At 65.4% G+C, this 25424-nt stretch carries 24 protein-coding genes; 16 read left to right on the top strand and 8 right to left on the bottom strand.

Annotated elements, in window-relative coordinates; genetic code table 11:
* Window positions 1-6: 6 nt before the first annotated feature.
* The 12 genes from C7455_RS08180 to C7455_RS08125 all read left to right on the top strand — a co-directional run bounded on the left by C7455_RS08180 (window position 7) and on the right by C7455_RS08125 (window position 13125).
* Entirely contained in the window at window positions 7-729 is a 723-nt protein-coding gene (locus C7455_RS08180) for a phosphate/phosphite/phosphonate ABC transporter substrate-binding protein (protein ID WP_109667238.1), read from the top strand.
* 119 nt (window positions 730-848) lie between these two features.
* On the top strand, window positions 849-1625 hold the full coding sequence (locus C7455_RS08175) for an ABC transporter ATP-binding protein (protein WP_109667237.1): 777 nt from the start codon (window positions 849-851) through the stop codon (window positions 1623-1625).
* Between the two features lie 38 nt (window positions 1626-1663).
* On the top strand, window positions 1664-2383 hold the full coding sequence (locus C7455_RS08170) for a transporter substrate-binding domain-containing protein (protein ID WP_109667235.1): 720 nt from the start codon (window positions 1664-1666) through the stop codon (window positions 2381-2383).
* Window positions 2384-2535: 152 nt separating this feature from the next.
* On the top strand, window positions 2536-3417 hold the full coding sequence (locus C7455_RS08165; RefSeq protein WP_109667233.1) for an ABC transporter permease: 882 nt from the start codon (window positions 2536-2538) through the stop codon (window positions 3415-3417).
* A complete protein-coding gene (locus C7455_RS08160; RefSeq protein WP_109667231.1) occupies window positions 3414-4253 on the top strand; it encodes an ABC transporter permease in 840 nt (279 codons plus the stop codon). The genes C7455_RS08165 and C7455_RS08160 overlap by 4 nt, the downstream gene beginning before the upstream one ends.
* Window positions 4250-5584, top strand: a complete 1335-nt coding sequence (locus C7455_RS08155; RefSeq protein ID WP_109667229.1) for a glutamine synthetase family protein — start codon at window positions 4250-4252, stop codon at window positions 5582-5584. The genes C7455_RS08160 and C7455_RS08155 overlap by 4 nt, the downstream gene beginning before the upstream one ends.
* A 145-nt stretch (window positions 5585-5729) precedes the next feature.
* Window positions 5730-6440 (top strand): type 1 glutamine amidotransferase, encoded by a 711-nt coding sequence (locus C7455_RS08150; protein ID WP_109667228.1) that lies wholly within the window; start codon window positions 5730-5732, stop codon window positions 6438-6440.
* Complete coding sequence (locus C7455_RS08145) at window positions 6437-7807, top strand: glutamine synthetase family protein (protein ID WP_109667226.1); 1371 nt, start codon at window positions 6437-6439, stop codon at window positions 7805-7807. Before C7455_RS08150 ends, C7455_RS08145 begins: the two co-directional genes overlap by 4 nt.
* Window positions 7807-8946: a hypothetical protein gene (locus C7455_RS08140; RefSeq protein ID WP_109667224.1), complete on the top strand. Its 1140-nt coding sequence runs from the start codon at window positions 7807-7809 to the stop codon at window positions 8944-8946. The genes C7455_RS08145 and C7455_RS08140 overlap by 1 nt, the downstream gene beginning before the upstream one ends.
* Window positions 8943-10244 carry an NAD(P)/FAD-dependent oxidoreductase gene (locus C7455_RS08135; protein ID WP_109667223.1) on the top strand — a complete coding sequence of 434 codons (1302 nt, stop codon included), beginning with the start codon at window positions 8943-8945 and terminating at the stop codon, window positions 10242-10244. The genes C7455_RS08140 and C7455_RS08135 overlap by 4 nt, the downstream gene beginning before the upstream one ends.
* Window positions 10245-10385: 141 nt before the next feature.
* The gene (locus C7455_RS08130) at window positions 10386-11621 is read left to right on the top strand and encodes a DegT/DnrJ/EryC1/StrS family aminotransferase (RefSeq protein WP_109667555.1); all 1236 of its coding nucleotides are present in this window, start codon (window positions 10386-10388) and stop codon (window positions 11619-11621) included.
* 136 nt (window positions 11622-11757) lie between these two features.
* The gene (locus C7455_RS08125) at window positions 11758-13125 is read left to right on the top strand and encodes an aminotransferase (protein WP_109667221.1); all 1368 of its coding nucleotides are present in this window, start codon (window positions 11758-11760) and stop codon (window positions 13123-13125) included.
* 7 nt (window positions 13126-13132) lie between these two features.
* On the opposite strand, the gene C7455_RS08120 is transcribed toward C7455_RS08125, so the two are convergent.
* The 4 genes from C7455_RS08120 to phaC form a co-directional block, all read right to left on the bottom strand.
* Window positions 13133-13447 carry a hypothetical protein gene (locus C7455_RS08120; protein WP_146199958.1) on the bottom strand — a complete coding sequence of 105 codons (315 nt, stop codon included), beginning with the start codon at window positions 13445-13447 and terminating at the stop codon, window positions 13133-13135.
* Window positions 13448-13458: 11 nt separating this feature from the next.
* Window positions 13459-14034 (bottom strand): polyhydroxyalkanoate synthesis repressor PhaR, encoded by a 576-nt coding sequence (gene phaR / locus C7455_RS08115; RefSeq protein WP_109667218.1) that lies wholly within the window; start codon window positions 14032-14034, stop codon window positions 13459-13461.
* A gap of 202 nt (window positions 14035-14236) precedes the next feature.
* Entirely contained in the window at window positions 14237-14683 is a 447-nt protein-coding gene (locus tag C7455_RS08110; protein ID WP_109667217.1) for a Phasin, read from the bottom strand.
* Window positions 14684-14809: 126 nt separating this feature from the next.
* Window positions 14810-16615 carry a class I poly(R)-hydroxyalkanoic acid synthase gene (phaC, locus tag C7455_RS08105; RefSeq protein WP_109667553.1) on the bottom strand — a complete coding sequence of 602 codons (1806 nt, stop codon included), beginning with the start codon at window positions 16613-16615 and terminating at the stop codon, window positions 14810-14812.
* 117 nt (window positions 16616-16732) lie between these two features.
* On the opposite strand from phaC, the gene phaZ reads away from it, so the two are divergent.
* The gene (gene phaZ, locus C7455_RS08100) at window positions 16733-17995 is read left to right on the top strand and encodes a polyhydroxyalkanoate depolymerase (protein WP_109667215.1); all 1263 of its coding nucleotides are present in this window, start codon (window positions 16733-16735) and stop codon (window positions 17993-17995) included.
* A 123-nt stretch (window positions 17996-18118) separates the two neighbouring features.
* Here the strand turns inward: phaZ and C7455_RS08095 are convergent, their stop codons facing one another.
* Window positions 18119-19066: a hypothetical protein gene (locus C7455_RS08095; protein WP_146199957.1), complete on the bottom strand. Its 948-nt coding sequence runs from the start codon at window positions 19064-19066 to the stop codon at window positions 18119-18121.
* Window positions 19067-19310: 244 nt separating this feature from the next.
* On the bottom strand, window positions 19311-20060 hold the full coding sequence (locus C7455_RS08090; protein ID WP_109667552.1) for an alpha/beta hydrolase: 750 nt from the start codon (window positions 20058-20060) through the stop codon (window positions 19311-19313).
* A gap of 218 nt (window positions 20061-20278) precedes the next feature.
* Here C7455_RS08090 and thrS point away from each other — a divergent pair, with 218 nt between their 5' ends.
* Together thrS and C7455_RS08080 are read left to right on the top strand one after the other, a co-directional pair.
* Window positions 20279-22234 carry a threonine--tRNA ligase gene (gene thrS / locus C7455_RS08085; protein ID WP_109667212.1) on the top strand — a complete coding sequence of 652 codons (1956 nt, stop codon included), beginning with the start codon at window positions 20279-20281 and terminating at the stop codon, window positions 22232-22234.
* 97 nt (window positions 22235-22331) lie between these two features.
* Window positions 22332-23348, top strand: coding sequence for a zinc-dependent alcohol dehydrogenase family protein (locus tag C7455_RS08080; protein WP_109667211.1), 1017 nt, complete (start codon window positions 22332-22334; stop codon window positions 23346-23348).
* Window positions 23349-23353: 5 nt separating this feature from the next.
* Here C7455_RS08080 and C7455_RS08075 read toward each other — a convergent pair whose 3' ends face one another.
* Together C7455_RS08075 and C7455_RS08070 are read right to left on the bottom strand one after the other, a co-directional pair.
* A complete protein-coding gene (locus tag C7455_RS08075; RefSeq protein WP_170119031.1) occupies window positions 23354-24157 on the bottom strand; it encodes a cobalamin B12-binding domain-containing protein in 804 nt (267 codons plus the stop codon).
* Between the two features lie 176 nt (window positions 24158-24333).
* Window positions 24334-24702, bottom strand: coding sequence for a hypothetical protein (locus C7455_RS08070; protein WP_109667208.1), 369 nt, complete (start codon window positions 24700-24702; stop codon window positions 24334-24336).
* Window positions 24703-25061: 359 nt separating this feature from the next.
* Between C7455_RS08070 and C7455_RS08065 the strand changes: the two genes are divergently transcribed.
* Entirely contained in the window at window positions 25062-25409 is a 348-nt protein-coding gene (locus C7455_RS08065; RefSeq protein WP_109667206.1) for a BufA1 family periplasmic bufferin-type metallophore, read from the top strand.
* Window positions 25410-25424 lie beyond the last annotated feature (15 nt).

Raw genomic sequence — 25424 nt, 5'->3', positions numbered from 1 at the left:
CGGCCCTTGATCGCCGCCCTGCCGATGTATGACCGCCCCGAATTGCGCGCGGAAACCGACGCGCTGTGGTCTGCCATCCGCGATGCGCTCCGTGCCCACGGCATCGGCGCGCCCGACCACCTCACCCGCGACCGCGACCTGTGGGAGATCTGGCAAAGCCCAGACCTCCTTCTGGCCCAGACCTGCGGCCTTCCCTTCCGCGCCCGGCTGCATGCGCGTGTCACGCTGGTGGCCACCCCCGACTACGGCCTGCCTGATTGCCCGCCGGGCCATTACCGCTCCGTCATCCTCGCCCGCGACGCATCCCTGCCCGACCGCCCCCGCGTGGCGATCAACGACGCGCTCAGCCAGTCGGGCTGGGCCGCATTGCACGGCTGGGCCACCGCCCGCTCCCTGCCGCTCGGCCCGGTCACGCTCACCGGCAGCCACGCCGCCTCCGCCCGCGCGGTGGCGGGCGGCGCCGCCGATCTTGCCGCCATCGATGCCCAGACATGGCGCCTGTTGGTCCGCGCAGGCGCCGACCCGACGCTCGAGATTGCGCGAACGCCCCCCACGCCGGGCCTTCCGCTCATCACCGCCCAAGGCCGCGACCCTGCCCCGATCCGCGCGGCGCTGGCACAGGCGCTGGCCGCCCTGCCCGCGGCCAGTGCCGCGGCGCTCGACCTGCGGGGCTTTGTGAGCATCGAGGCGCGCACCTACCGCGCCATCCCGATCCCGCCCAATCCCTGATCATTCGCCCGAAAAACCGACGCAAACCGCACCATTCCCCTGCGGAACCCTGCACAAGACCGTTGCAATTGCGTCATCCATGGGCACAAATTCGCAGACCAACAATCCAAGGGTCCAGAATGTCAGCCGCACCGCCGGTCATCCAGATCACCGGTCTACACAAGAGCTTTGGCGCGCTCGAGGTGCTGCGCGGCGTCGACCTTACGGCGCGCGCTGGCGATGTCGTCTCGCTCATCGGCTCGTCGGGCTCGGGCAAATCAACGCTCCTGCGCTGCGCCAACCTGCTCGAGGACAGCCAGCAAGGAGAGATCACCTTCGAGGGCGACCCCATCCGCTGGAAGGGCACCGGCCACCACCGCCGCCCCGCGGATGCCGAACAGGTCCGCCGCATCCGCACCAACCTTTCGATGGTGTTCCAGCAATTCAACCTTTGGTCGCACCTCACGATCTTGCAAAACGTGATGGAAGCGCCCGTTACCGTCCTTGGCCAACCGAAGGCCGAGGTCGAGGAACGCGCCCGCGCCTATCTCGACAAGGTGGGCATCGGCGAAAAGGCCGACGCATGGCCCGCGCAGCTTTCCGGCGGCCAGCAGCAGCGTGCCGCCATCGCCCGCGCGCTGTGCATGGAACCCCGCGCGCTTTTGTTCGACGAGCCGACCTCAGCCCTTGACCCCGAGTTGGAACAAGAGGTGGTGCGCGTGATCCGCGCATTGGCCGAAGAAGGTCGCACCATGATCCTCGTCACCCATGACATGCGCATGGCGCGCGACCTGTCCACCCACACGATCTTCCTGCACCTCGGCAAGATCGAGGAGGAAGGCCCGCCCGCATCCCTTTTCGGCGCCCCTAAATCCGAGCGCCTGCAACAGTTCCTCAGCCACTCACAGGCAGCCTGAGGCAAGACCACCAAAAACCACACCAGGGAGACTTCAAGATGAAACACCTGATCCTGTCCGCCAGCCTTCTGGCCCTCACCGTCGGCGCCGCCGCCGCGCAAGACGTCGTGCGCATGGGCACGGAGGGCGCTTATCCTCCGTACAACTTCATCAACGATAATGGCGAGATCGACGGCTTCGAGCGCGACGTGGGCGACGAGCTTTGCGCCCGTGCAGGCTTCACCTGCGAGTGGGTCACCAACGACTGGGACAGCATCATCCCCAACCTAACCTCGGGCAACTACGACACCATCATCGCCGGCATGTCGATCACCGAGGAGCGGGAGGTGATCGTCGATTTCACCCAACCCTATTTCCCGCCCGCCGAATCCCTCTTCGTCGGCCTGTCCGAGGATTTCACTCTCGAGGGTTCGGTCGTCGCGGCCCAGACCAACACGATCCAGGCGGGCTACATCGCGGCCTCGGGCGCCACGCTGATCGAGTTTGCCACGCCGGATGAAACCGTCGCCGCAGTCCGCAACGGCGAGGCCGATGCCGTCTTCGCCGATGGCGATTACCTGATCCCGATCGCCGCCGAGGATGCCGACCTCATGATCGTGGGCGAGCCCGTGCAGCTGGGAGGCGGCGTCGGCATGGCGCTGCGCGACGGCGACGAACGGCGTGCAGCCTTCGATGCCGCCATCACCTCGATGAAGGAAGACGGCACGCTCAACGCGCTGATCCTCGAATGGTTCGGCCCGGAAGCGGCGACCTTCTGATCGGCAAGGACCGGGGGCAGGCCTTGCGCCGGCCCCCGGCCACGTTGCATTAAGGTTAACGCGCCACCGCCCCTGCTTCTTCGTTTAGAAAATATCCCGGGGGAGGCCGCAGGCCGGGGGCAGAGCCCCCCCGCCGTCCACGATAGGCCCGCATGTTCGCCTTCTGCACCGACCCCTCCACGCTCGACACACTCCGCTGGTTCAGCTGCTACCTGACCAACGGCGCGCATATGCTGTTCTACCAGTCCTTCCTCGTCGTCTTCGCGCTGCTGGCCGTCACCGCCCCCGTCTCCCTCGCCTTCGGCTTCGCCGCGGCCGCGGCCTCGCGCAGCCATATCCTGCCCGTCGCATGGCTCGGCAAGCTCTACACCGCCATGGTGCGGGGCGTGCCCGATATCGTGTTCTTCCTCTTCTTCGTCCTCGTCCTCGATCAGGCCATCGAATACCTGCGCCACCAGATCGTATGCCCCGACTGGACCGATCCGATCCGGCAAGGCGCCAATTTCCTTGTCTGCCCCGAGGCGCGCACGCCCGCGGGCAACGCCCCGCAATGGGTACACAAGACCTATGGTTTCGCGCTTGCCGTCATCACCTATGCCATCGTCTTCGGCGCGTTTTGCGGCAATGTGCTTTACGGGGCCATGCAGGCGGTGCCGCGCGCCCAGCTCGAGACGGCCGAAGCCTATGGCATGTCGCGCCGCCAGGTATTCTGGCGCGTGCTGGTGCCGCAGATGTGGGTCTATGCCCTGCCGGGGCTCAGCAATATCTGGATGATCTTGATCAAGGCCACCCCGCTTCTGTTCCTGCTCGGCATCCAGGATATCGTCTATTGGGCGCGCGAACTGGGCGGATCACGCACCGCAGTCTACCAGTATCCGCATCCTGACTGGCGGTTTTGGTACTTCCTTGCCCTGCTGGTCTTCTACCTTTGCTTCACGCGGGTCTCCGAGATCGTGCTTGCGCGCCTGACCACGCGCCTCTCGCGCGGGCAGGCGACGGCGGCGGGCGAAGCGCTCAGAAAGGCCGGAGCATGACCTGCCTAGAAGCCTTCGAGGCCTATGCCCTCCGGTCGCTGGGGATCGGCGAGCGCCTCTTGCCCAGCGCCGACATCACCTTGTGCCAACAGCTGGTCCTGATCGGCTCGGGCCTGATCTGGAACGTCTATTTCGGGATCCTCGCGCTCTCCTTCGGCTTTCTCTTCGCGGTGGCGCTGGCGGTGGGCAAGAACACGCCCGCCCGTCTGATCCGCAAACCGGCCGAATGGTTCATCTTCGTCTTCCGCGGCTCACCGCTGTTCATCCAGTTCTTCATGGCCTACGAGCTCTTCGTGATGCTGCCCCGCGTGGGCATCGAGTTCACCTTTCTGGGCGTCGAGTTCGCGGCCGAAACCCGATGGTTGTCGCGGGCCTGGCTCGGGGCGCTGATCGTCTTGTTCCTCAACACCTCAGCCTACACCGCCGAGATCTTTTATGGCGCGCTGCGCGCCATTCCTCGCGGCGATCTGGAAGCCGCCGATGCCTACGGCCTTTCAGGCTGGAAGAAATTCCGCCGCATCAGCTTTCCCACCATGCTGCGGCTGGGCTGGCCCGGCTACACGAACGAGGCGATCTTCCTGTTCCATGCCACCGCGCTGGTCTTCTTCTCCAGCTTCCCGGCCTTCCAGCAGCGCGGTGACGCGCTCTACTACGCCAACTATTTCGCGGATCGCACCTTCAACCCCTTTGTGCCCTATCCGATCGTGGCGGTTTATTTCGTGATCCTGACGCTGGTGATCATCTGGCTCTTCGGCTGGATCAACAGGCGTCTCAACCGCCACCTGCCTGCCGACCGCAGGCCAAGGCTCCGCATCCGGCCCCAGATCATCCGATGACCGACTACCTGTTCGAAAACCCCGACATCAAGGCGATCCGCACGGTCGCCGCCGACCTCAACGGGCAGGCGCGCGGCAAGCGCATCGCGCGCCGCTTCGCGGCCAAGGCCCTGACCGAGGGCACGCGCTTTCCGTATTCTGTGATGAACCTCGACATCTGGGGCGAGGATATCGAGAACAGTCCGCTGGTCTTCGAGGCGGGCGATCCCGACGGGATCTTGTGGCCCACCGAACGCGGCTTTCTGCCGGTACCATGGCTCGACACGCCCACCGCACTTTTGCCGATCTGGATGTTCCACGAGGATGGACGTCCCTATGCGGGCGACCCACGGCAGGCGCTTGCCCGCGTCATCGACCGTTACACCGCGCGCGGGCTGACGCCTGTGGTGGCGACCGAGCTGGAATTCTACATCATCGACGACGCTGGCCGCGAATTGCGCGTGCCCCCCTCGCCCCGGTCGGGCAAGCGCCGCCAGCAGGCCGAGATCCTGGCACTGCGCCAACTCGATGCCTGGGACAATTTCCTGACCGCGCTGCATGACGCTTGCGAGGATATGGACATCCCCGCCGACACCACGATTTCCGAAGCGGGGCCGGGCCAGTTCGAGATCAACCTGATGCACCAGGCCGACGCGCTCAAGGCGGCCGATGATGCCTGGCTCTTCAAGCTGATGACCGGCGGCATGGCCCGCAAGCATGGGTTTGCCGCCAGCTTCATGGCCAAGCCTTACCCCGATTACGCGGGCAACGGTCTGCACGCGCATTTCTCGATCCTCGATTCCGAGGGGCGCAACATCCTTGACGACGGCACGCCGCGGGGCTCCGACATCTTGCGCCACGCCATCGCCGGATGCCTCAAGGCGATGCCCGGCTCGATGCTGATGTTCGCGCCGCATGCGTCCAGCTATGATCGGCTGGTGCCCGGCGCACATGCCCCAACCGGCATTGCCTGGGCCTATGAGAACCGCACGACCGCGCTGCGCGTGCCCGCAGGCGGGGGGCCTGCGCGCCGGATCGAACACCGCGTGGCGGGCGGCGACATCAACCCGTATCTCTTTCTGGCCGCGATCCTTGGCGCGGCCCTGAACGGGATCGAAGATGGCGAAGCCCCCCCCGAACCGATCACCGGCAACGCCTACAATCACGATTTGGCGCAGCTTCCGACAACGTGGCAGGCGGCCATCGACGCCTTTGAACAAAGCCCCGAGATCGCCCGCATCTTCGCGCCCGAGTTGATCGCCAACCTTCTGGCCACCAAACGGCAGGAGTTGCACTACATGTCCGAACTCAGTGCACAGGAACAAACGGATCTCTATCTCGATACCGTATGACCGCGGCATGACCGCGGCCGATGCACCTTGGGGCGTGCGCCCTCCGCGCGGTTGCCTTCAGGCGCACCGCGCCCTACCCCACAGCCCCCTTGCCGCGCCTGCCGGGCGGGCATAGCTTGCCGCCATCCCAAAACACGAGCCCCCCATGATCCTCGGCATCTTGCAAACCGGCCATGTCCCGCCCGAAGTGGCCGCCCGCGACGGCACCTATACCGATCTGTTCGGCCGTCTCTTTGCCCATCGCGGGTTCGACCTGCGGACATGGTCCGTCGTGGACATGGAGTTTCCGGGCGGCCCGCAGGACGCTGACGCCTGGCTCATCACCGGCTCGCGCCATGGCGCCTATGAGGATCATCCCTTCATCCCCCCGCTCGAGGATCTGATCCGCGCCATCCGCGACGCGGGCCACCCGCTGGTCGGCATCTGCTTTGGCCATCAGATCATCGCGCAGGCGCTGGGTGGCCGGGTGGTGAAATTCGACGGCGGCTGGTCGGTCGGCCACCGAAGCTACGAGATCGGCGGCTGCGAAGTGGCGCTGCATGCCTGGCATCAGGATCAGGTGGTGGACCTGCCGCCCGGCGCCACCGTGCTGGGCTCCAACGACTTCACGCAAAACGCCGTCCTTGCCCATGGCGAGCGGATCCTGACCGTGCAGCCACACCCCGAGTTCCCCCCCTCCGTGGTCGAGGAGCTGATGCTCCACCGCTCGGCCACCGTGCCCGGCGACCTGCTCGACCGGGTGCGCGCCGATCTGGACAAGCCGACCGACAACCGCCTGATCGCCGACTGGCTGGCCGACGTGCTGGAAGGCGCGCCCGCCACACGTATCCCCTTTGCCGCGAAGGCCAGCGCATGAGTTCCGAATCCGTCGCCGCCCTGATCGCCAAGCTGCCCGAGGTGTCGCGCAAATACCTTGAGGGGCGCCCCATAGACGAGGTCGAATGCATCGTCGCCGATCTTGCGGGCATTGCGCGGGGCAAGGCCATGCCGGGCGGCAAATTCGCGCGCCAGCCGTTCTTCTACCTGCCCAACTCGATCTATTTCCAGACCATCACCGGCGACTGGGCCGACAGCGTCGCCGACGGCTTCACCGAGCCCGACATGATCCTGACGCCCGATTTCTCCACCGCCACGCCCGCGCCCTGGACCGCAGACACCACGCTTCAGGTGATCCACGACATCGACGACCAGCAGGGCCGCCCCGTGCCGTTTGCGCCGCGCAACGTGCTCAAGCGCGTCGTCGATCTCTACAAGGCGCGGGGCTGGAGCCCGATCGTCGCCCCCGAGATGGAATTCTACCTCGTCGCCCCCAACATTGACCCCGCGCGCGAGATCGAACCGCCCATGGGCCGTTCGGGCCGCAGGGCCGCCGCGCGGCAGGCCTATTCGATGTCGGCCGTGGACGAATACGGCAAGGTCATCGACGACATCTACGATTTCGCCGAGGCCATGGGCCTCGAGATCGACGGCATCTTGCAAGAAGGTGGCGCGGGCCAGATCGAGCTGAACCTGCGCCATGGCGATCCCGTCCGGCTGGCCGATGAGATGTTCTTTTTCAAGCGCATGATCCGCGAGGCGGCGCTGAAACACGACACTTACGCCACCTTCATGGCCAAGCCGATCGAGGGCGAACCGGGGTCTGCCATGCACATCCACCACTCGGTCGTGGACATCAAGACGGGTCAGAACATCTTTTCCAACGCGGACGGGTCGGAAACCCCCGCATTCCTGCATTTCATCGGCGGCATGCAGCGCAATCTGCCCGCCGTCGTCGCGCTGCTGGCGCCTTACGTGAACAGCTACCGCCGCTACGTTCCCGATTTCGCCGCACCCATCAACCTCGAATGGGGCCGTGACAACCGCACCACCGGCCTGCGCGTGCCGGTGTCGGAGCCGTCGGCGCGGCGGGTGGAAAACCGCCTGCCGGGAATGGATTGCAACCCCTATCTCGGGATCGCCGCCTCGCTCGCCTGCGGTCTGGTGGGCCTGATCGAGAAAACCCAACCCTCCGACCCCTTTGCGGGCGACGCCTACAAGCTGCCGTCTGGCATGCCGCGCAATCTTGGCGACGCGCTTGGCCTGCTCGACGCCAACCCCACGATCCGCCAGACCCTGGGCGAGGAGTTTTGCCGCGTCTACTGCGCCGTCAAGGAGCTGGAGCATAACGAGTTCTTGCAGGTGATCAGCCCGTGGGAACGCGAGCACCTGCTGTTGAACGTCTGATGCCGTGGTGGCTGCGCCTGGTCGTGATGATCGCGGGCGGTGTCGCGCTTGCAATCGGGGCTGCCGTGCTGATCCTCGGCGCGACGCTCAACGCCTTCTTGGCCGGCATACAGTCCCCATCCGCCGAGCCGCCAGAGCTGGTGCGCGTCGCGTTCTTGCAGAATGAGGGGTTCGACCCCTCGGGACCCGGGGCCGCGGTGATCTTGCACCCGGTGGCCACGGGTGGCCCGACACTGGCCGTCACCGATGCGGACCTGCTCGTCGCAGCCGCCCCGCAGGCCTTCTACACCGATGATCCGCGAGGCGAGCGCAACCTCGTGCTGCTGTCGATCCTGTTTCTCAGCCCGCCGGGGACAAACACCAGCCTGCCCTTTGCCAGCCTGTTTCTGGACGGGCGGGAGGTTGCGACCCTCATCTGTTTCCGCCCGCATTGCAGCGCATCCGACGCCCAGCGTGATCTGGCCGGACTGATCGAGGCCGGACGGCCCGCCACCCTCGAGACCGTGACCACGACCGGCACCGCGGCCATCCGCGCGCGTGAGGCGGCGATCCTCGCCGATCCCTCGCAGCTGCTGGTGTCCGGGGCCGAGCAATTGCCACCCCAAGCAGACCGCTTCGACGGCTTCGTGATGCTGCGCCTGCCCACGATATACGCCCCGGTCGAGGCGATGCCGGAGTTCGATCCGACCACACTCGAGGCCGGGATCGGACAGACCTTGCGCGATGCCATCGACGGGGCGGGCATCGCGGGCGAGATCGACACCACGTTTTCCGGGCTGAGCTGGACCGGCCTGCAACTCTGGCGCGGCGATGCCCCCGCGACGGATGTCGACGGCTACCTGATAACGCCTGCCTATCTGCCGAGCCTGACGCCCACGGCCCGGATCTGGCTCGCCGAGGGAGACGTCGCGCGCCTTGAGGCGGCACTGTCCGACCTGCCGCCCATCGGCCCGACCGAACCGCCCGATGCGGAGGCCTTGGCGCCATGGGTCCGGGCGGCGGTGGAGGCGCAGGGGTTGGAGGGGAACCTCTCCGACTATCGCTTCGATTTCGAGCTATGGTCCGTCGAGGATGGCCTGTCGCTTGGCCCCTATGGCGCGCCTGAGGTGACGCTGACCTTCTACCGGATCGCCCGATGAACCCGCTTTACCGCAACGACCGTCCGGGCCACCACCCACCCAGCTGGTATGCTGCGAGCCTCCCGCCCGAGCAGGAACGCCCTGCGCTCACAGGCGCGATAGCTTGCGATGTGGTCATCCTCGGCGCGGGCTTCACCGGGCTTTGGGCTGCGCTGACGCTGGCGCGCGCGGGCCGCAAGGTGGTGGTGCTCGAGGCGCATCGCGTGGGCTTCGGCGCATCGGGGCGCAATGGCGGGCAGGTGCAATCGGGCTTCAACAAGGGGCAACCCTGGCTCGAGACGCAACTGGGCCGCGACCGCGCCCGCGCGCTGTGGGATCTGTCGCAGGCCGGCAAGGACCAGCTTCGCAGCTTTTGCGAAAGCCACGCCCCCGAGGCCGCCTATCGCCCCGGCGTGGCGCATGGCGAATACAGCCCCCTCGATCTGGCGCAGGCGCGTCTGGACGCCGATCACATGGCCCGCCATTACGGCACGCAGATCGAGGTCATGGGCCGCGACGCCTTTGAGGCGCTGGTGAAATCGCCGCTTTACGTGGGTGGCACGCTTGACCGTTCGGCCGGACACCTGCACCCGCTCGCCTATGCACGGGCGCTCGCGCGCGCGGCCGAGGCGGCGGGCGCCGTGATCCATGAGGTCAGCGAGGTAACGCATGTCGTCACCCGCCCGCGCCTGACGCTGGCCACCGCGCGCGGGCAGGTCACGGCGGGCCATGCGATCATCGCGGGCAATGGATACCTGCCCAACATCTTGCCGCAGGTGAATGCCCGCGTGATGCCGATCAACTCCTTCATCGCCGCAACCGACCCGATCCCCAACCGTTGGAAGGATATTCTGGCCGAGGATATTGCGGTGTCCGATTCGAAATTTGTGGTGAACTACTACCGGTTCAGCGCAGATCGCCGGTTCCTCTTCGGCGGGCGCGAAAGCTATTCCATCGCCTTCCCCCGCGACATCCGCACCGCGCTGGTCGCCCGGATGGAACGGCTTTTCCCGCAACTGGCGGGCGTGGGCATCGGTCATGTCTGGGGCGGTGCGCTTGGCATCACCATGACGCGCCTGCCCCATGTCGCCCGCGTGGCACCCAACATCTTGTCGGGCGCAGGCTTTTCGGGCCATGGGGTTGCGCTGTCGGGCATGGCGGGCCGCGTGATGGCCGAGGCCGTGATGGGACAAGAGGACGGGCTGACCACGCTGGAGGCTTTGCCGATCCCGCGCTTTCCCGGCGGCACAAGCTTGCGCGCGCCACTGCTGACGCTGGCGATGAGCTGGTTCAGCCTGCGCGACCGCTTGGGCATCTGATCCCCGACAACCCTACAGCTAGTGCCACACCGTGGCACAGACGCGACATTTGCATGACATGAGGATCGGGTGCTGGATTTTGCGGCACTGACAGTATAAGTATTTCCGAAAGGGACATTTCGAAAAGGTGAAACCATGGCGATGCACGTCTCCGAGGCGCAGGCCCCGAACGTCTATGATGCCGAACCGATCCCGGCCGCGGCCCGCGCCGAAATCGACCGCCTGCTGCAATCGGGCGACCTGTTCCGCTACACGGCACCCGCCGACGCGCCCGTGGCTTTGCTGGAGCGTGAGTTCGCCGACATGATGGGCGTCAAATACGCGCTCGCCGTATCGTCTTGTTCCGCCGCGATCTTCCTTGCGCTGCGCGCGCTCGACCTTGCGCCCGGCTCCCGGGTTCTGGTCCCCGCCTTCACCTTCGCCGCCGTGCCTTCGGCTGTCGTTCACGCGTTTTGCCAGCCTGTGCTGGTCGAGGTGGGCGAGAATTACCGCATCGACATGGCCGACTTCGAGGCCAAGCTCGACGACACCATCGGCGCCGTCATCATCAGCCACATGCGCGGCCACACATCGGACATGGACGCGATCATGGCGTTGTGTGACGCGCGCGACATCCCCGTGATCGAGGATGCGGCCCATTCGCTCGGCACGCTGTGGCATGGCAAGAAAATCGGCACCATCGGCAAGATGGGCTGTTTCAGCTTCCAGTCCTACAAGATGATCAACGCGGGCGAGGGTGGCATCTTGATCACCGACGACGCCGATCTGGTCGCGCGCGCCGTCATCATGTCGGGCGCGTATGAGCACAACTGGAAAAAGCACAAGGGACCCGAGGGGCAGAACGACCCCGAACTTGCGCTGGCCTTTGCGCGCTGGCAAAATCAGCTGCCGCTCTACAACATGCGGCTGCAGAACCTGTCCGCCGCCGTGATCCGCCCGCAAATCCCCGAGCTTGCGCGCCGCGTGCGCGACGGGCTCAGGAACCACGACTATGTGGCAGGTCAGCTCAACACCTCGCCTTGGCTGCACGTGCCCCCGCCGCTGCCGCCCGAGGATCGCGCGCCCGACTCGATCCAGTTCAACCTTGTGGGCTTCGCCACCGATGCCGAGGCCAAGGCCTTTGGCGCCGCCGCCGAGGCGCGCGGGGTCAAGGTGCAGATCTTTGGCCTGTCGACCGACAATGCGCGCGCTTTCTGGAACTGGCAGTTCATTCCGGGAGAGCGGCAGGATCTGCCGCAGACCCGCGCCATGCTGATGCGCGCCTGCGACGTGCGCCTGCCCGTGCGCCTGACCAAGGCGGAGCTCGACTTCATCGTCGACGCGCTGATCGCGGCGGCCGAGGATGTGAAGGGTGAAACCCGCGCCTACGGCACCTGACGCAAGGTCATTGTGAAACCACGGCCTAACACGGCCCGGCGCACCCTCGCCGGGCCGTGTCATTTTGCCCGGCCGCGATTGCCGCGGCGCGCCCACGCGGCTAGCTTGCCGCTCAGACCGATTGCAGGAGAGCGCCATGAACGACCACGCCCCCAATTCCTGGGAAGCCCGCGCCGAGGCGCATTCGCTCTATGGTTTCACCGACCTGCCCTCGGTCCGGGAACGGGGTACGGTCGTGATCACGCATGGCGAGGGGCCCTACATCGTCGACACTAACGGCAAGCGCTACCTCGACGCCAATTCGGGCTTGTGGAACATGGTCGCGGGTTTCGACCACAAGGGCCTCGCGGAGGCCGCCAAGGCGCAATACGACCGGTTCCCCGGCTATCACGCCTTTTTCGGGCGCATGTCCGACCAGACCGTGGCGTTGTCGGAAAAGCTGATCGAGGTTTCGCCCTATCCCCGCGGCAAGGTGTTCTACACCAACTCGGGGTCCGAGGCGAATGACACCATGGTCAAGATGCTGTGGTTCATGAACCGGGCCGAGGATCGCCCGCAGGCGACCAAGATCCTGACCCGCTGGAACGGCTATCATGGCGTCACCGCCATTTCCGCCTCGATGACGGGCAAGCCCTACAATTCCGTCTTCGGCCTGCCGCTGCCCGGTTTTCTCCACCTCACCTGCCCGCATTACTGGCGCTTCGGCCACGAGGGCGAGACCGAGGCGCAGTTCACCGCAAGGCTTGCGGCGGAACTGGAAGAGGTCATCGCGCGGGAAGGCGCCGACACGATCGCCGGTTTCTTCGCCGAACCCGTGATGGGCGCGGGCGGCGTCATTCCGCCCTCGGCGGGCTATTTCCAGGCGATCCAGCCGATCTTGCGCAAGCACAACATCCCCCTGATCGCGGACGAGGTGATCTGCGGCTTCGGGCGCACGGGCAATGTCTGGGGCAGCCAGACCTATGATTTCGTGCCTGACGCCATCATCTCCTCCAAGGCGCTGACGGCGGGGTATTTCCCGATGGGCGCGGTGATCCTCGGCCCCGAGATGACCGACCGCCTGCAGGCCGCCATCGACCCGATCGAGGAATTTCCCCACGGATTTACGGCCTCGGGCCATCCCGTGGGCTGCGCGGTGGCGCTGAAAGCCATCGACGTGGTGCTGAACGAGGGGCTTCTGGACATGGTCCGCGCGGGCGCGCCACGGATGGAGACGGGCCTGCGCGAGATCGCCAAACACCCCAATATCGGGGAATTGCGCGGCATCGGCTACATGTGGGCGCTGGAGGCCGTGCAGGATCGCGCGACGAAAACGCCTTTCGCGGGCAACCTGTCGGTCAGCGAGCGTATCGCCAACACCTGCACCGATCACGGGCTGATCTGCCGCCCGCTGGGCCAAGGGATCGTGCTTTGCCCGGCGTTCACGCTGACGGACGCGCAGATGGACGAGATGTTCGCCAAACTCGATGCCGCCCTGAAGCAGGTCTTCGCCGATCTCGCCTGAGGCCGGTTCAGCGGGCTGCTGCCGTGCAATATTCGGCGGCGGCGCTGACGCGGTCGGTCATGAAGAAATGGTCTGGATCGGTCGGCCGCGTCTCAGCCTGTAGTGTGGCTGCCGCCTGCGCCAGACGTCCGGCGATGGCCGCGCGGGTGGCAAGATCGGTCGTCGTGGCGCAATCCGAGAAATCCGCCATCGCGGCGCGGTAGACGCTTTGCGATGGCCCCGGTTCAGGGGAACGAGGGGCGATCAAATTGCCAAAGAACCCACAGCCAGAAAGCACCGGCACGGCAAGCGAAAGCGCCAGCGCGGCGCGCGGCATTGGCACGACAGGCCCCCTTACATCTTGCTGAGCTTGGATTGCAGATCGGCCAGCTGACGCTTGATCTCATCAAGCTCTTCGGCGGCGGATTTGTCCGCGTCAGTCCCCTCGTCGGCATCCTTGCCGGGCGCGGACCATTGCGTGCCAAGCCCGCCGGTCATCGCCTTGAGGAAAACCTCCTGCTGGGCGCGCATCGCCTCGAAGCCCGGCATCTTGGCCATCGGGTTCATCGCTGTCATGTTCTCGACCATCTTCGACTGGCCCTGTTTCAACATCTCGAAGGACATGGTCAGGAAATCGGGGACGACCGACCCGGCCTGATTGGTGTAGCTGCGCACCAAATCGTTCAGCACGGATATGGGCAGAATGGTGTCGCCCCGGCTCTCGTGTTCGGCGATGATCTGCAACAGATACTGCCGGGTCAGATCGTCGCCCGATTTCAGGTCCACGATCTTGACCTCGCGGCCCGCGCGGATGAAGCCCGCGATATCCTCGAGCGTCACATAATCCGACGTTTCTGTGTTATAGAGCCTGCGGCTGGCATAGCGCTTGATCAGCAGCGGCTCACTGGTATCCGGACGCGCCTTCGACATCTATCCCTGTCCCTTCCCGCGGTGCAGCACAACCCTGCACGCTGCAGCATGGGCCAGCCTAGCCGCATGACGGGGAAATGCAAATTTATTGTGCAGGGGCAGAAACACCCGCAGGAATGGCGAAGGGCAGGCCCTGTTCAGGCCTGCCCTTCTGGTGTTCATGCCGGTGGGGAGGACACCGGCACGAAACGCGGCGCAGCAATTACTTCGCGGCGGCTTTCTTGGCAGCGGTGGTCACCTCGGCGGTGGCCTTCTTGACGGCGGCGGTCGCCTCCTCGGTGGCTTCCTTGCCGGCAGCCATCATCAGTTCGACGGTTTCCATCTGAACTTTCTTGGCGACTTCAGCGAAGGCGGCCATGGTCTCGGCAGCCATTTCGGCCTGTGCCGAAGCGAAATCGGTCATCGACTTGGTGTAGTCGGTCGGCTCGGACTTGACGGCGGTGACATCGGCCAGCTTGGCGATGGTGTCTTTCGTCCACTTCGACGAAATCTCGGTCGACTTCTCCGCAGCATCGAGCATCACCTTCGACATCTTCTCGCCCATCGCGGCCGAGGATTTGAAGGCGTCGTTCATGGCCGACATGTCCATCGGGAAGGCGGACATCATCTCGGTCATGGTCTTGGTGAAATCGGGGGTCTTGGTAGCCATTGGTCTTCTCCAGGGTCATGCCCCGGGTCATGGGGCGATACTTGCGTATGACCCTCACATAAATGCTGCAGTGCGGCATGTCAAGTTTTTTCTGCACTGCAGCATGACGTAGGGGCAAGCCGCGACTCAGCCCTCGACCTTCTCGCGGACATAGGTGCCCGGGGCGCTGGCAAGGACCGGAAATTCCTTGGTGCCGGGCGTGCGTGCGGGCACCTTCTCGCCCGAGCGCGCGCTCAACCAGCCGTCCCAGAACGGCCACCACGACCCTTCGTGATAGGCGGCTGCCTCTTTCCACAGGGCGGGCGTGCCGATCGCCTCGGGCCCGCGCCAATGACCGTATTTCTTCTTGCTGGGCGGATTCACGATGCCCGCGATATGGCCCGATTCCGACAAGATGAAGGTCTTGTCGCGCGACCCCATCTGCACGATCCCGCGGAAACTGTCCTTCCAGGCGGCGATGTGATCGGTTTCGCAGGCGATGGCGCAGATCGGCAGGGTCACATCGGAGACATGCAGCTTTTCGCCCATCAGGTCGAAGCCGTCGCCCGCGAACCCGTTCTTCTGACACAGGCCGCGCAGATACTGCACGGTCATCTTGCCCGGCAGATTGGTCGAATCGCCGTTCCAGAACAAAAGGTCAAAGGCCGGCGGAGCCTCGCCCATCATGTAGCTGCGCACGGCGGGCCCATAGACCAGATCCTTGGCCCGCAGATAGCTGAAGGTCTTGGACATGTAATAGCTGTCGAGATAGCCGGTTTCTTCGACCTGTCGTTCGATGGCAGCGACGAAATCATCGTCGAGAAAGGGCGTGAATTCGCCCTGATCGATGAAATCGGTCAGCGTGGTGAAGAAGGTGGCTGATTTCACCCGGGACTGCCCGCGTTTGGCCTTGAGCGCCAGCGTCAGCGCCAGCGTGGTCCCCGCCACGCAATAGCCGACCGCGTTGATCTGTGTTTCGCCCGTGATCTCGCAGACCGTGTCGATGGCCTTGAGATAACCATCCTCGATGTAGGTTTCGAAGCCGGTGTCGGCATAGCTGGCATCGGGGTTCTTCCAGCTTACCACGAAGAGCGTGTAGCCTTGGTCGACGATCCACTGGATCAGCGAGTTCTGCGGCTTGAGATCAAGGATGTAGAAGCGGTTGATCCAGGGCGGAAAGATCAAAAGCGGCGTCTGATGCACCGTTTCCGTTGTCGGCGCATATTGGATCAGCTCCATCATCGCGTTGCGGAACACGACTGATCCCTTGGCGGTGGCCAGATTCTCGCCGACGTGAAAGGCCGTCGGGTCGGCCAGCGTCGGCAAGATTTCTCCATGCCGCGCCTCGAGATCGCGCACGAGGTTCTCAAGCCCCTTCACCAGACTCTCGCCCTCGGTCTCGACCGCCTTTTCCAGCGCGTCCGGATTGGTGGCGAGATAATTGGTCGGCGAAAACAGATCGATGATCTGGCTGGCGAAGAACTCCACCCGCTTCTTGTCGCGGGGCGTCAACCCCTCCAGCTCATCCACCGCCTTCTGCATCGCCTGGGCGGAGGTCAGATACTGGCGCTTGATGAAGTTGAAATAGGGATGCGTCTTCCACAAGGGGTTGGAAAACCGCTTGTCAGAGGGCAGGTCATCTTCCTCCTGCAAGACGAGATGGCCCTGCGCCAGTTCCTTTTGAACCTCGGCGTAATGGGTCAGCGCCTGTCCCCAATACTGCACCTGCTGTTCCATCAGCTTGGCCGGGTTGGTCAGCATCTCTTGCCACATCGCCATGCCTGCCTTGAGATACAGGTCCTGCCCGGGCCCGGACAGACCGGCATCGCCGGGCTTGCGCGCGCTCAGGGCGGCAACAAGGCGTTTGGACAGATCCTCGATCCGGGCGAGGTTCTGGTTCAGGCGGTCGAGGTTCTCACCCACCACAGGCTCCTGTGCATCTTCTCGTGCCACCTTGATTTTACCTTTCCGATGGTTCACTCAACCCTAGCGATGCCGTGGTGAGGGGGCAAAGCGACGATTTGATCCGGGTGCGGAATTTCCTCCCCGGTTGTCTGGCAGGAGACGCCGATGCGCTACATGCTCACCTATGACATCATGGAATCGATGCGCGTGACGAACCAATGGATGGGCTCGACCGCGCGTGCGATGTGTTCCTATCCCCAGCTTGGCCTGTTCGCCAATCCAATGATCCAGATGACCGCCGCATGGGGCGAGGTCACGGAACGCAGCTTTGCGCGGATGGCCGTGAAGCCCGACTGGGGCATCCATTCCATTCCCGCCGATGACGGCCGCGATCACATGGTGTCTGTCGACCGTGTCGTGACGCGGCCGTTTGGCGACCTGATCCGGTTCAAGGTGCATGGCCGCGCGCCGACGGGGCGCAAGGTCTTGCTGGTTGCTCCGATGTCGGGGCATTACGCCACGCTCCTGCGATCCACGGTCCTCAGCCTGCTGCCCGATTGCGACATCTATATCACCGACTGGCACAATGCGCGTGACATTCCGGTCAGCGCCGGCAAGTTCGACATCGAGGATTACACGCTTTACCTCGTCGAATTCCTGCGCGCGATGGGGCCTGACAGCCATGTGATCGCCGTCTGCCAACCCGCGCCGCTGGCGCTGGCCGCGACCGCCTATCTGGCCGAGGAAGATCCGACCGCCCAACCCCGGTCGCTGACGCTGATCGGCGGGCCGATCAACCCCGACGCGGCCGCCACTGACGTGACCGATTTCGGCAATCGGGTTTCCATGGGGCAGCTCGAGAAATTCGTCCTGCAGCGCGTGGGCTTCAAATATGCCGGCGCGGGACGCATGGTCTATCCGGGCCTGCAGCAGCTGTCGTCGTTCATGGCCATGAACGCCGAGAAACACGCCACCGCCTTCCGCGATCAGGTGATCCGCGTGGCCAAGGGCGAAGCGAGCGACCACGACAAGCATAACAAGTTCTACGACGAATACCTTGCCGTGATGGACATGACGGCGGAGTTCTACCTCTCGACCGTCGAGCGCATCTTCAAGGGCCTCGAGATCGCGCAGAACCGCTTTACCGTCGACGGCAAGCGCGTCGATATCGGCAAGATCACCACCGTGGCCGTCAAGACCGTCGAAGGCGGCAAGGATGACATTTCCGCCCCCGGCCAATGCGTCGCGGCGCTTGATCTGTGCACCGGTCTGCCCGCCTCGAAAAAGGCGAGCTACCTTGAACCTGAGGCCGGTCATTACGGCATCTTCGCAGGCAAGAGCTGGCGCAACAAGATCCGGCCGTTGGTGCTGGATTTCATCGACGCCAATTGCGACGCCCCCAAGACACCGGTGCGCGCGGTCGGCTGATCCACCACTCAAGCCACGCGCAGGGATGTCCTAAATCCGGCAATCCCTGCGCGGCATTGGCCAAGTTTCCGGGCCAGACTTCCACTTTTGCAATCCATCCCCCGACACATCCACAGGGGTGGATCAGTCCCGGAACCGGCTGCCGTCCCACCAGAACACGCGATCGCATTCGCCCCGCGCACAGGCCCCCGCCGTGCCGCCAAAACGCAGGCCCGGCGCGCCATTGACCGCCTGCGTGACGGTGTAGCCCACGCCGAGAAAAGACTGCGGGTCGCCCGGACGGCTCGACAAGAACACGTCGATCGAACAATTGGCCGCGCCGCAATAGGGCCGCGCGATGGCACCGCCGCAGGTCACACCCGCCCAGTCGAGGATTCGGTCGGGCACCCCGTCGCGGTCAAGGTCATGGCCTGCGATGGCCCGATCGGTGATCGTGTAGGGCGCTGCACATTCGCGGCGCAGATGGGCGTCGATCTCGGCCGTCATCAGGCCCGCCATAGCGGGCTGTGCCACCGGTGCGGCCGCGCCCAATTGGGCCGGCAAGGCAAACCCCGCCTGCACCCACCCCGTCGCACAGGCCGACATCGCGGTGCCCACCCCCTCGGCCAGCCCGTCAACAGGATAGCGCCAAGCCGCCCCCACGCCGCTGTCCAGCACCAGATCAGAGGCCGCAGCCAAGGCCCCGAACAACGGATCGGCCATGGCCAGTTCCACCATCCATTCACCATAAAGCTCGTCCCACCGCAGCGGCGGCAGGCGGTAGCCCGTTCCGTCCAACGTCACTGTCACCGCAGGCAGAACTCCACCCTCGACCGGCCGCACAAGCTCCGCACTCAGGGTGATGAACATGGCGAAAGGGCCGTTCAGGATCGTCTCGTGATCGTCGGTCTCGATCAGGGAGCGGCGTTGCGGCGAGGGCGCGTTGCAGGTGAATGTCAGCGAATATTCCGGTGCGACCGTGCCCGCATAGATCAGCCCGCCGGTATCGGCGGCGATGTTTTGCCAAGTCTGGCCCATGACCATCACGGGCAGGCAAACCAAGGCAGCGGCGAAGGGCAAGGCGCGAGTCATGGACTAAACTGTAACCTGCCGCCCCGCACCGGTCCACGGTCCAACTCGGCCCGGTTCTCCCGTGCAACCGTCGTCTGGTCGTGGATGGGCTGCACCACCCTCGCGGTCATCGCGGGTGTCTGGGTGTGATCCGCGGCGAGAGGCTGGAAGGGATCGCCCCCCTCTCTGGCTTGGTGCGGGGGCCGCCCCCTGCCCGCCCTGGCGTGGCGGCGAAACCGAACGGCAGTGGATGTCCCGCGACAGGCTAGATACGCGCCAGCACTTCCTCGACCGCGCGGGTGATCGTGGCGAGGCACCCGGGATCTGAAAACCGGTGATCGGCCCCCTTGACCAGTTCCAGCCGGATATCGTCGCCTTTCAGATGGTCGAGAAGCCTGAGCGCCACGGCCATCGGCACATCGGCATCGGCGGTGCCTTGCAACAGCCGCACCGGGATCGGCAGGGCAAGGGGGGTTCGCAAGACAAGGTGATCGCGCCCGTCCTCGATCATGCGGCGGGTGATGATCATATCCGCGCCGTAGTCGGACGGCAGCGCGACCTGTCCCGCCTCCATGCAAGCGCGGCGCTGGTCTTCGGACCAGTCGGCCCACATACCGTCCTCGGTGAAATCGGGGGCGGCGGCGATGGTCACCAGCCCTGCCACCCGCCCGGGCATCCGCTTGGCCAGAAGCAGGCTGATCCATCCGCCCATCGAGGAGCCAACCAGCACCAGCGGCCCCTCGGTCAGCGCCTCGATCGCGGCCTGCGCATCCTCGGCCCAGTCGCCGACGCATCCCTCGGTGAAAGCGCCGCTGCTCGCGCCATGCCCCGAATAATCGAAACGCAAAAAGGCCCGCCCGCTGCGCCGCGCCCAATCCTCCAGATGCGCTGCCTTTGTGCCCGTCATGTCCGAGCGCAGACCGCCCAGAAATACCACACCGGGTTCGCGCCCCGAAAACCGGTGCCACGCGATGCGCCGCCCCTGCGGCGTGTCAAGAAAGTCCGGCTCTGCCATCATTGCCTCCGCTCGTTGGCGCGACCCTGCGGCAGGACCGCGACCGGGGCAATCCCCCGTCGGGCACCCGCCCGTCCCATGCGCGGGTTGCTGCCCGCCCGCCCAGCATGGGGCCCGCGACCCACCGTTGACTTCGCCGCGCGGCTTGGCCAGAAAGCCGCACGACATACCCGCAGCCGGGCGTTCAGTAGGCGCCAAACCGACGAGGAGGCCGACCGATGGCCCAGATCACCCTGACCTTCCCTGATGGCAACGCGCGCGACTACCCCGCCGGCACGACGCCCGGGCAGGTCGCCGCCTCGATCTCCAAATCGTTGGAAAAAGCCGCGATTTCCGCAACCGTGAACGGGGCTCCTTTCGACCTGCAATGGCCGATCGAAGGCGACGCGACCATCGCGCTGCACACGATGAAGGACGCGCCCCAAGCCCTCGAACTCATCCGCCACGACATGGCACATGTGATGGCCCGCGCTGTGCAGGAGATCTGGCCTGACGTGCGCGTCACCATTGGCCCAGTGATCGAGAATGGCTGGTACTACGACTTTGACCGCACGGATCCCTTCACCCCAGAAGACCTTGGCCAGATCGAGGCCAAGATGCGCGAGATTATCAACCTGCGCGATCCGGTCAACACCGAGATCTGGGACCGCGACCGCGCCATCGCGCATTACGAGGCCTCGGGCGAGCCCTACAAGGTGGAACTGGTGGGCATGATCCCCGAAGGCCAGCCGATCCGCATGTATTGGCATGGGGCTTGGCAGGACCTGTGCCGCGGCCCGCACCTGAGCCACACGGGCCAATTGCCCGCCGACGCCTTCAAGCTGATGAAGGTCGCGGGCGCATACTGGCGCGGCGACTCGAGCCGCCCGATGCTGCAACGCATCTATGGCGCGGCCTTCCAGAACCGCGACGACCTCAAGGCGCATCTGACCTTTCTGGAAGAGGCGGAAAAGCGCGACCATCGCCGCTTGGGCCGCGAGATGAACCTCTTCCACATGCAAGAAGAGGCGCGCGGACAGATCTTCTGGCACCCTAACGGCTGGACCGTCTACACCACGCTGCAAGACTACATGCGCCGCCAGCAGCGCCGCGGCGGCTATGTCGAGGTCAACACTCCGCAGGTCGTCGAACGCAAGCTGTGGGAAGCCTCGGGCCACTGGGAAAAATATCAGGAAAACATGTTCATCGTGGAAGTGGACGAGGACCACGCCCGCGAAAAGGCCGTGAATGCGCTCAAGCCGATGAACTGCCCCTGCCACGTCCAGATCTTCAATGTCGGCATGAAATCCTACCGCGACCTGCCGCTGCGCATGGCAGAATTCGGCTCGTGCAACCGCTACGAGCCCTCGGGCGCGCTGCACGGGATCATGCGCGTGCGCGGCTTCGTGCAAGATGACGCCCATATTTTCTGTACCGAGGAACAGATCGAGGCCGAGACCGCGCGCTTCATCACCTTCTTGTCGAACATCTACCGCGACCTCGGCTTTCCGGATTTCGAGGTCCTGTTCTCCACGCGCCCCGAACAACGCGCAGGCAGCGACGAAGTCTGGGACAAGGCCGAGGCCGCCCTCCTCTCCGCCACCCGCGCCGCGGGGATCGAGCCGGTGGTCAACCCCGGCGAAGGCGCCTTCTACGGGCCCAAGCTGGAATTCACGCTCACCGACGCCATCGGCCGCAAATGGCAATGCGGCACACATCAGGTCGATTTCGTCCTGCCCGAACGACTGGATGCTAGCTACATCGGCCCCGATGGCGAGAAACACCGACCCGTCATGCTGCACCGCGCCTGCCTTGGATCCTTCGAACGCTTCATCGGCATCTTGATCGAGGAACATGCCGGCCGCCTGCCCTTCTGGCTTGCGCCGCGTCAAGTTGTCGTCGCCTCCATCGTGTCCGAGGCCGATGATGCCGTTCATCAGGCCGTGGCGCAGTTGCAGGCCAAAGGCATCCGGGCCGAGGCCGATGTCCGCAATGAAAAGATCAACTACAAGATCCGCGAGCATTCCGTGGGCAAGGTGCCCGTGATCCTCGCCATCGGCCGCAACGAGGTCGAGGCAGGCACCGTCACGCTGCGCCGTCTGGGCGAGACGCAGACGCAACTGCGCCCGCTGGCCGAGGTCGTAGCCGAGCTTGCCGCCGAAGCCGTGCCGCCTGACCTGCGCACGCCGGGCTGAGCGCGCGCAATCGGGGGCCCTGCCCCCGTCGCGGGCTTGGGCCTGCGTCTTCCCCGGGGTAGTCCCGAAACAGGGAAGGCCAAGGGGGAGGGGTTGCATGAAGGCGTGGCGCTTCGAGGGTGGGTTCGGGTTCGAGAACCTCCGGCTTGTCGAGCTGCCCGATCCCGTGCCCGGCGCGGGCGAGGTGCTGCTGGAGATGCGCGCGGCGGCGCTGAACTACCGCGACCTTGTCGTCCTGCGCGGCCAGCACGGCCGCCGGGTTCAACCACCGCTGATCCCGCTTTCGGATGGGGTGGGGGTCGTGGCCGCAACTGGGCCGGGCGTGACCGGCTTGCCCCCCGGCACCCGCGTCTGCCCTGCCTTCTTCCAGCATTGGGACGGCGGGCCGCCCCCTGACGATCTGGAGGCCGGGCGGCTGGGCGGACCGCTCGACGGCGTGCTGGCGACGGCCTGCGTCTTTCCCGCCGCGACCGTCGTGCCGGTGCCCGACCACCTGAGCGATGCCGAGGCCGCCACCCTGCCCTGCGCCGGCCTGACCGCCTGGAGCGCGCTCATGGCCGCGCCACAGATCTGCCCCGGCGAGGTGGTTCTGGTGCTGGGCACCGGCGGCGTGGCCTTGATGGCGGTGCAACTGGCCAAGGCCGCCGGCGCGCGGGTGATCGTCACCACCTCAACGCCCGAGCGTGCCGCACAGGTCGCCGGTCTTGGGGCGGATCTGGTGATCGACCGGGGCGCGACGCCCGATTGGGCGGCCTGCGTGCGTGCGGCGACGGACGGGATGGGCGCGGACCGGGTGCTGGAACTGGGCGGCGCCGCGACCCTGCCCGATACGATCCGCTGCACCCGGGTGGGCGGTCAGATCATCTTGATCGGCAATGTGACCGGCAACCGGGCCGAGATCTTCCTGCCCGCCATCCTGACCCGGCAATTGACGCTGCGCGCGGTCACGGTGGGGTCCCGGCAGGGCCTTGCCGCGTTGAGCCGCGCCATCGGGCAACATGGGCTGCGTCCGGTGGTCGGTCAGACCCTTCCCTTCGCCAAAGCACCGGACGCGTTCCGGATACTCGAGACGCAATCGGTTTTCGGCAATATCTGCATCCGCATCGGCGATTGATGCCCTCAGGCTTCGCGCAGCGCCGAGGTGATATCGGTCACGACACGGTCGACATGCCCGCGCGGCAGGATGCGCGCGAGGCCAAGCGCCCCGCGCCCGCCCAGCATGATCCGGATCGGCAACGGCAGGGCGCGCAGGCTCAGGATCAGGTGGGCCATCTGGTGCCGCCTGTCCTCGCGGCTGATGGTCAGACCGATCAGCCCGGGGCGCTGGCGGCGGACGATGTCGATGATGTCACGTGCGGGCGTGTCGAGGCGCAGGTCGATCTGCCAGCCTTCGCCGCGAAAGGCCTCGGCCGCCAGCACAAGCCCGAGGTTATGGGGCTGGCCCGGGATGGTGGCGAAAATGCCCAACCGTTCCGGCCCACGGACGAAGGGCACATTGCGTTGCCGGAACGCCTGGTTGAGGCGGAAGATCTGTGCGATGGCGACCGAGACATCGGCGAAGGACAGTTTGTCGGCCTCCCAGCCCTCGCCCAGCCGACGCGCGGCACGAGACAGCAAGCCATCCGCGATCTTGGCATAATCCTGGCTGTGGGTGGTCAGGCGTCGCACCACCGCCTCGGCCGCTGCGTAGTCGCCCGCGACAAGATGATCGCAAAAGCTGGCAACCACGCTGTCGGGCAGAGGCGGGGCCGAAGCCCCGGCACGCTCCGCCGCTTCGCGCGCCAGTCGGGCTATCGCCGCACGGGCCAGCCATTCGACCGATCCGGGATTGACGCCGCCCGCCTCCGACCCCGCATCGGTCGCGCTGTCTGCGGTGTCGCGCCCCGCCTGCGCACGCGCCTCGTCGTCTTTGCTCTGTCTCACCGTGCCGTCTCCCGTCAGCCGACATGCAACAGCAGCGGGATAACCGCGCGTCAGCACGGGCAGCGGACATCCCTGCCACCATGGCGCAACAGGATCGGGCGCGAGTCAAGTTGCACTGTGCAAAATTTGCACAGAAAAATATTTCACCAAGCCGAGCGGACACCCCTGCCGGAGGGTCAGAAATGCGCCTTTTCCTCGTCCGGCCTGCCCGCGGCCAGCGCGAGGAAACCGCCAAGCCCGAGGCAAGCGATGGGAAACATCGTGAAGACGCCAAAACCCAAGCCGTGATAAATGCCGCCCGCCGCGGCCAGCATCAAAAGCCCGCCCCATAGCGCCCGCGACCGCGCCATCGCGGCCCCGGCGATCCCAAGGATGGGTGCGATCAGCGAGACCGTCTTTTTCATCTGGGGATCGGGCAGTTGCCGGGCGAGGTCGGGAACCTCGCCGAACCAGTCGACGAAGACGACATAGCCATAAACGAAAAAGCCCACGACCATGGCAATCAACCCACCGATCAGGCCCAGCACGAGGGCAGCGTTGCGCATTTAGGTTTCCTTTCGTGCGACTCAGGGCACCAGATAGAGATGGGAGCGCTGCGGAAAAAGGACATCGACCAAACGGGCATACGGTGAAACATATTCGCCCATTCCCCCCTGGCCGCTGACACAAGGCGACAGTTGACGCTGCGTCAGAACCTCAAGACGAGGATCATACATTTGTTTTTGAACATTAGTTTTTGGGCCTCGCGCTCACAGCCGCGTCACGGCCCGTAACGCAATCGTGGGCCACGCGGCTGTGATTGGCGTTTGATCGGCTGTCCTGCGCAACTTTCGTTTGTCCGCCACTCAAAGGGCGGCGCGTAATCGTGACCCCTGTCATCGACCATTCGGGAGCTAGACCAACCATGACCACCGCCACGAAATCCCTCGCCCTGCTGGGTGCTGTTGCCGCCGCCGTCTCCGCCCATGGCGTGACCGAAGCGCAGGCGCAGGCCAATGAAAAGTGCTTTGGCGTCAGCCTTGCGGGCGAAAACGACTGCGCCGCCGGCCCCGGCACGACCTGCGCCGGCACCTCGACCGTTGACTATCAGGGCAATGCCTGGACGCTCGTCCCCGTCGGCACCTGCGGCGACATCGAACTGCCCGATGGCCGCATGGGCATGACCCTCGAGGCGCTCGAGGCCGAAGGCTTCGAAGGTCTCGCGCGCGACCTGCCCGAAGGGACCGACACCTCGGTCCTGCGTCCGGTCTGAGCCTGACCGACGCAT

The organism is Roseicyclus mahoneyensis (genome assembly GCF_003148775.1).
GTDB lineage: Bacteria > Pseudomonadota > Alphaproteobacteria > Rhodobacterales > Rhodobacteraceae > Roseicyclus > Roseicyclus mahoneyensis.
This window is presented reverse-complemented; position numbering and strand designations above follow the sequence as displayed.